4 protein-coding genes are annotated in these 7,506 nt (G+C 38.0%); all 4 read right to left on the bottom strand.

Going from position 1 to position 7,506, the window contains the following annotated elements; all coding sequences use genetic code 11:
* Nucleotides 1–106 precede the first annotated feature (106 nt).
* Nucleotides 107–949 (bottom strand): hypothetical protein, encoded by an 843-nt coding sequence (locus B3317_RS11520; RefSeq protein ID WP_291111599.1) that lies wholly within the window; start codon nt 947–949, stop codon nt 107–109.
* Between the two features lie 17 nt (nt 950–966).
* On the bottom strand, nt 967–1,893 hold the full coding sequence (locus tag B3317_RS11525; protein WP_291111601.1) for a hypothetical protein: 927 nt from the start codon (nt 1,891–1,893) through the stop codon (nt 967–969).
* Between the two features lie 15 nt (nt 1,894–1,908).
* Nucleotides 1,909–5,277 (bottom strand): hypothetical protein, encoded by a 3,369-nt coding sequence (locus B3317_RS11530; protein ID WP_291111603.1) that lies wholly within the window; start codon nt 5,275–5,277, stop codon nt 1,909–1,911.
* A gap of 62 nt (nt 5,278–5,339) precedes the next feature.
* Nucleotides 5,340–6,491, bottom strand: coding sequence for a T9SS type A sorting domain-containing protein (locus B3317_RS11535; protein ID WP_291111605.1), 1,152 nt, complete (start codon nt 6,489–6,491; stop codon nt 5,340–5,342).
* Between the last annotated feature and the right edge of the window lie 1,015 nt (nt 6,492–7,506).

The raw sequence follows: 7,506 nt of genomic DNA on the forward strand, positions 1-7,506 counted from the left end.
GCGGTCTCTGCGCCTCCCGAGGTACGGACCGTATTCAGGGTGAGGTTAGCCTGACTGAATAAGCCTGTACTGCACAGCAACAAACAGAGATGGTGTAGTAGTTTTTTCATGGCTGAACGTTTTTTAGTTGATTCTTAATCTCCTTGTTTTCTTCTTTCAAGGATTTAATCACTTTGTCCTGTTCGATGACATACAATGTCAGTTCTTCGATCTTCTGTAAAAGCTTAGCCTGCATTTCTCCTACACTGATGCCATTTTCCAACACCTCTTTCTCCGATGGAATACCGGGCAAGTGCTGCTTCTCGTTTATATGCTTTTCTACTTCCGAAAGTTTCGGTAAATCATAATTTTTATTGAAAACAAAATCGGACCAGCCGGTGGCTTCTATCTTGACTTCTTTGGAACGGATGGTACCGGCGACATCGAGTCTGGATTGGGGATTCTCTGTACCGATACCAAAATTACCATTCTTATCGCTGACTGTGAGTATAGTTGTGATGAAATTAGAAGTCACTTCTTTTTTTTCGGAAATATCATAGGTTACACATTTAAAATCAGATGGATATGCTTCATATGATAAGACGGTCGATCTGATATTATATCCACCCCAACCAAATACTTCAATAACAACATCATACATATTGTCTCGTTGGAAAATTCTTAATTTATGGGTTCCTGTCGTTATGCCTGCTGTAATTTCTTTACTTATTCTGCACCCGTATCTGGAATCTACAACATAAACTATCCTTGACTGTGAGCCTTCACCATAGTTACCTCCGAATAGTTCGACCTTGACTCTCTCTACATTTCCGGCCCATTCCAAACTGCCGGGTATACTGCCAACTAGTATGTATTGTGGTAAGTCCGGTTTGCTGAAAACATTCATTGATTGTCCAAAACATATATTGGAAGCAAATAACAAAATTAGAAATAGTATTAATTTTTTCATATTTGTCTTTTCTGTATTTAATTGTTACGTTGATTCTGTAATTCCTGTATAACCCTACTCTGTCGGTCATTTTCCTTTTTAAGGTCGATAACATACAAAGTCAACTCTTCTATCTTTTGTAAAAGTTTGGACTGCATTTCTCCTACATTGATCCCATTTTCCAATACCTCCTTCTCCGATGGAATACCGGGCAAGTGCTGCTTCTCGTTTATATGCTTTTCTACTTCCGAAAGTTTCGGTAAATCATAATTTTTATTGAAAACAAAATCGGACCAGCCGGTGGCTTCTATTTTGACTTCTTTGGAACGGATAGTACCGGCGACTTCGAGTCTGGATTGAGGGGTGGTAACACCGATGCCGATGTTGCCATTCGCATTGACAATCAACCGATCTCCATTTGGCCCGACATGGAATACCCCGTCTGTACGCATGACTCCGGTATTATGATAAAAATTTTTATTGCCATAGGTTCTTATCCATGTAGCGTCTGTCATATAAAAGCCTCCTCCCCAAGACTGAAAATAGAGTCCCTGATTCCCATTTACTCTAAACCAGCCGGTAGTATATGTATCGCCTTCTATATGAAGCTTATATTGGGGACTGTCTGTCCCTATGCCGACATTGCCACTATTTCCAATAGTTACTCTTTGAGCACCTGATGTAAAAAAGTCAATTCCAAAATAATCGGATATATAAGCTCGTAGAGCTGATTCCGAATCATTACGTCTATAGAATCCTAATCCATAATGGTTAAGATATTTTCCTTTGTATAGAAAGTCATCATTATTTACGGCTATTAAACCTGGAGACTGGTTATCTTGAACTGCAGCTAGAGGCAGAATCAATTTTCCTTTTACAGATAGGTTTCCATTTACAGTCTGGTCTTGAGCATATATAATTGTTGTCATTACAAGTGACAGGATAATTAAAATATTCTTTTTCATAACAATCGTTCGTTTTTATTGGTTCTGGTAATGATATTCATATTTTTGCACAGCTTGCTTATTGGCAGGAGCGATAATGTTATCCTTATAAATATAGGTTTCTTTCAACCGTCCGAATGCATCGTAATCATAATAAGTAGTTATTCCTGATGAGTCGGTTGAAGTGAGCATGCCTACAAGAGGTCTATATGTATAGGTAGTAACAAGGGCATTTGGCAATGCTTTTTGCAGGCTGCCGTCTTTAAGTTTTGTCTCATTCGGTGTTAATTGCGCGGACAAGGCATCGGTATTGGCTACTGAAAATACCGTTTTTACTGCAGCCTCCACTTCTGTGAATGTGGCATTCCTGATTTCGGTAATAGGATATTGTCCGCTGTAAGACCAGAGGTAAACGGTAGGAACATTATCTTTATCTGTAATCTGGACAACATTCCCTTTGTTGTCATATCGGTCGAAACGAAATTCTTCTTCAAAAAACTGGCTGTAAGATGTCAAACTTTCAGGCTTGGCTATATTGAGCTTCTGGATCACCTTTGGTAAACACATTCCTAAGGAATCATAATATATGGCTTTATTGCCTGACACTACCAGATTGTTTCTCAATGCTACTTTTTCAACAGGAGCGCCTACCATGTTCCTATTTATCATTTTTACGCTCATCGGATCCGTAAAATTGAACGGGTATTTGGATAATTCTTCTAATTTTTCATTTTTACTGTCACTCATTTCTGTTTTGGTTAAAGTCCAGTAAACCGGATCATATGTATATTTGGTCGAGCTCTTCAATATTCCGTTACCATTAAGATAGTCGGTTGTGATCTCACTATCCAAGACCCAGCGTTCCGATTTCAGATCATAGAATTTTGACCCAGGAGGTATATCATGGGGGCCGTAATACATAAATAACGCTTCCGTTAGCTTTTCCGTTTGTCCTGGCTTTATTGAATAAATCCGTTCTATTTTTTTTACCATAGAGCCTTTGTTGTCATATATACCGGTTTCGTATAACGTTCCGTTCCGGAGATCGGGTTCATAAGGAAACCCCGGCATGGATGAAATCTTTCCCGATTGTTCGACATGGTAGCGGTAAACTGTTTTTCCGGTTGTCTGCCCTGCGGAGTCTTCAGTAGTTTCTTCTACATACCGGTAACCGATATTTGACGAAGCCTTTCCGTTTACAGAGACATCAAAAGAAACATAACCGGAGGTGTTAGGAGAACATACAGTAGGTAGAGGTGTATTTCCAAACCGCATTAAATTCAGATATTCCGCATCCGCGAGTAAGGTACCGGTTTCATAAGAGAATTTCTTCTTGGAAATCAAACTGCCTTTATCATAGCTGTGTATTTCCTTTATTCTTAGTCCTCCGCCCAAATTACAAGGCGTCCGTTTTACCGATTGAGAACTGGCATCGACGAAAAAGTGGTATTTATTTACCAAGTACGGCTCTTTTTGCCCGGCAAGTTCATATGTTCCTGCGTCCAGCAAATAAAGTTCACTCTTCTTTTCGCCGGTTTTCCCAAACAGCCTGAATCCAATATCCTTACTGTCAATAACTGTTTCCTTCTTACCATCGGGCAACACACGCCGTAACCATAACGACACGTAATTATCCGGATAATTACCGCTTAAGATGTTCTCGAAATAATAATACGAGGTATTAATCTGGACATAAGCCTCTTCTGTCAAAGTGAATGTCGATGAAAAAGTGAGTATATTCAAATCCGCAGGATTAGCATATGGAATGTGTCTGAAAGAGGCGACGTTTCCTCTGTATTCAGAATAATAAGCATATTGTGTATTAACCACAGGAGATTCATAAACAAATTCTGATATGCCACCTGTCGGATACCTGACTTCGCTAAGCGTCCCTATCCGGGCATAATTAAAATCAGGTATTGCATATTTTCCCCCACGCACTTCTAATTTTTTATTATCTGTCGCTTCAACAAAGGTTGGTATCGTAAAATATCCCCCGGCCACTCTCTTTAATGGCCCATTGTAATATCCCCAGAGATCGGTTTCGATCGAATTCTTTTTAGGCAGAATCCCTTGTATATATGTGAATTCATACGGGTTCAGCTTTGTATTGCCGCTTTCTTCCGTTACGGTATTCAGTACCAAGCGGCAACTATTATAGTCATTTGTGTCTCCCATGTAGCTATATCCGAATTTGAATTTCTTTACAGTAACACTACCCGTATTCCGGATCTCTAAATCGTCCAGTTTTTGAGAATCAATGCCGGTATGCCCTCTGGAGAGTTCCGAATTTGGATAGTGTACATTATCTATATCTTTTCTTGCCGATGTACTAAAAAGAATGCTTCCTCCGTTAAATTCGATCTTCTTCAATATATTTTGTTCATGAACCGAATAACTGTAGTTATAGTTTAAATTTCTTGCTGTACAGGTAGTTTTCATCAACAATACTTCAGTGAACATCACTGGGGTAGAGAACAGTTCCGTGTCATAGTGAAACGTTACCTTATTCCCTTTGGGGGAAACGATAGAATCGATGTACCAGCTTGTCGTGACAACAGGCATTTTTATCCTCGACGGGATGTTTTTCTTATCATATGTTACCGGATAAGGAGGATTAGGTCCTGAAGGATAAGGAAAGGAGATATCATGGACTTCTGTCCTTTCGGTAGAACTGAAATAGAATTTGTATCCGTATGAATCCGTTATCGTCCATTTCGAATTTTTTATATCGTAACTGATATCTAAATAATCTTTAGGATTCTTTACAATAGGTTTTGCATACAGGTTCCCCATCTTTGTTTTTCGGTCAAAATACATAGTTCCGGAATAAGAGCAAAAATTAAAATGGAACATATCCGGTTGTGTATCTATATTTGACAGTTTATTCAGAATGGCAACTTCATTTGAGTTATTACTTGCATATGTTCGTACAATCTCATCATTTGAGTTCCGGGGTGGAAAATCATACGAATCATTGAAATAATACCCAGGGTCAGGATCAGGATTTTTACCAAAAAAATAGTCAGGATATTTATTGTAATCTATAATATTACCTCCGAAGTCATTCCATCCTCTTACTTCCTTGGAAATAGTGCCCCCGATCTGTAAGGACCAGCCTAATCCTACCCAACTGGATTCTTGTTCTATTTTAATTCCCGATGAATTATATCTTAGTTCTATAGGAATTTTCAGACCATCCAGATCTATTTCATAAAAGGGTATACTGAGATTGGTCGTTCCTGAATAATGTCCGATAGGAAAATTGCCAAAATTTCCCAAAGAGGATATATTGGGAGCTTGAAGTGTTACCTGAGGTTTCATGAATAGGACATTATTCGATTGTGCGTTCATTGGTGTTATAAACACAACCGATATGAATAAAAATAATATATATCTTATCATAGCTTTAATATTATGTTTTGGCATAATTCATCCGGATTTTTGGAAATAAATAAAAATAAGGTTTACTTTTTAATAACAATTTCATTCACAAATGTCCCATTCGCCGTAATCCTGAGTACATAATTCTTCGACTGTAGATTTGAGCAGTCGATGCTCTCATAATACGTGCCGACCTTTTGCGGTTTGGCTTGTGTTCTTCTTACCGGCATCCCCTCTATCGAATACAATTCAAAAGCGACTTTCGCTTCCTGCTTTAACTCATACTCCAGGTTCAGAATAGAGATTACCGGATTCGGGTATATCTTACAACTCATAATATCTTCCAGAGAAACCGTCTTTGCCTGTTCTTGCAGTTCCTCCTGTTTCTTATCCATATCCCACATTTCTTCCAGCAAAGCAAAATTCTCAGGATCGGTTTCCAGATAAAGATGGTCTTGTGGTGGATAGAAAAATGCTGTGGAAAAGATTTCCGTACTGTCATTCAGGTTAATATTACGAACAGTCTCAAATACCGGATAGCGGTAGCCTTTGCTGTACCAGCAGCAGGTTTCTAACTGTTTACCTGTATTGCCTGCATCATCAACCGTATAGCTTCCCTCACCCGGTATATCATAAATCGTCTGCGTTGTCTTAACCCTAAGTACAGGACTGAGTGTATCTCCCGAAGGAAGCAGCAACTTCCCGTAGGCATCGGCCGCAGTTGTCACCGTGCCTTTGGTCTGTATAGCCACTGTTCCTGAATATAAACCTTCGGATAGGTATTGCGAACTGGTGCTTTGACCGTAGTTCAGCGGATAGACAGCCTGTACCACAGGAGAGGTATAAGCCAGTACGACAGAGGGGTTTTCATGGCCGGTCTGTAATAGTGAGTCATGTATCATCCGGTAATAATACATCGTATTATGTTCCGTGCCCACAATCAGCTCATTGTCCGAAATATCCTTTTTAGGATAACGGGTATTACCCAGTATATAAACACTATCCCCTTCCAGAGGCGGTAATGAATATGTCAGGGTATAGGCGTCATTCAGTGTCTTGAGGTTCCTGAAATCCCAAAGACGGTCCTTACCCCCTCCTCCGGGATATTTATATTCTACCTGTTGTTTTATTAACACATCGCCGGGACGAAGATGGTTGTGAGAACTGTTCAACTGGCTAAAACCGGGTAATGCCATCCACAGGAACAGCAAGAAGAGAATCTGGACAGGTTTCATAGTTAAGATATTAATTATTAGTATTTAAATTACGATTTCAGGCACTTTATATAAAGAGAAATATTTCTTTTTATCATATAGATAAATGTCATCTTCAGATTTCACAAATAAAATATAAAAATAACATAATTTAATTAATATTTAATATTTAAGAGAAGGTTTTAAAACATAAGTAAGTTCTTATTCTAATATTTTTTGTACTATCCAACCTTTTATGAATATTACCAACTAAAATAACAGCTTTGAATGTTGCCATGATTGTTTTTTCCGAATTAGTAAACATGACACATTGCATAAAATCACTTATAAAATATTTATAAAAAATAAATATCTCATTTGTCTTAATAACGGTTATAAACAGGCATTCTTTTAAACAATAAAAGCGACTCAATACAATATGTATTGAGTCGCTTTTACTATAACTAATAGTTATAGCGGAAAGGAAGAGATTCGAACTCTCGATACCCTTTAGGGGTATACACGCTTTCCAGAAGTAATTTGATATTTTTATTCAACTAAAATATAGACAATTATGATCGACACTTTTAGAATTGCACTAAAATTGCACGGTTAAAATTTTAAGTACACTTTAGACATATCTTGAAAGCTATATACTTTATAGCTTATTCAAGTTAAACTTATTTGTTTTTGGACTACCTTGCAAACAACAAATATTTGATATATATCATCAAAACTTATTTTATAATCTTCATATGACGGATTAAAAGAATGGCAAAGAATATACCTTTCTTCTTTGTTCACCTCTGTGATTTGCTTTAAAACATTACCATCTAAAGACGTTATAACAAATAAAGTTTCGCGTATCGGTAACTCATCTAATATGCCTAGTTTTTTTCTTTGACGAGGAGTTCGTCTCCATCGGATAACGGCCTCTTAGTTCCGTCATCCATAGAATCCCCGTCGACACGGATAACTAAATACCCTCCGTTCAAATATTCTTTGGGAACAGGTCTTTTGAGCTGGGCCTGAAGAAAGATAAAGATTTCGTCCGTGA

The organism is Dysgonomonas sp. UBA7710 (assembly GCF_002482385.1).
Taxonomy (GTDB): domain Bacteria; phylum Bacteroidota; class Bacteroidia; order Bacteroidales; family Dysgonomonadaceae; genus Dysgonomonas.

Coding starts and splice junctions, on each gene's coding strand:
- B3317_RS11520 (WP_291111599.1), bottom strand. CDS start 949: ATGAAAAAATTAATACTATTTCTAATTTTGTTATTTGCTTCCAATATA.
- B3317_RS11525 (WP_291111601.1), bottom strand. CDS start 1,893: ATGAAAAAGAATATTTTAATTATCCTGTCACTTGTAATGACAACAATT.
- B3317_RS11530 (WP_291111603.1), bottom strand. CDS start 5,277: ATGATAAGATATATATTATTTTTATTCATATCGGTTGTGTTTATAACA.
- B3317_RS11535 (WP_291111605.1), bottom strand. CDS start 6,491: ATGAAACCTGTCCAGATTCTCTTCTTGCTGTTCCTGTGGATGGCATTA.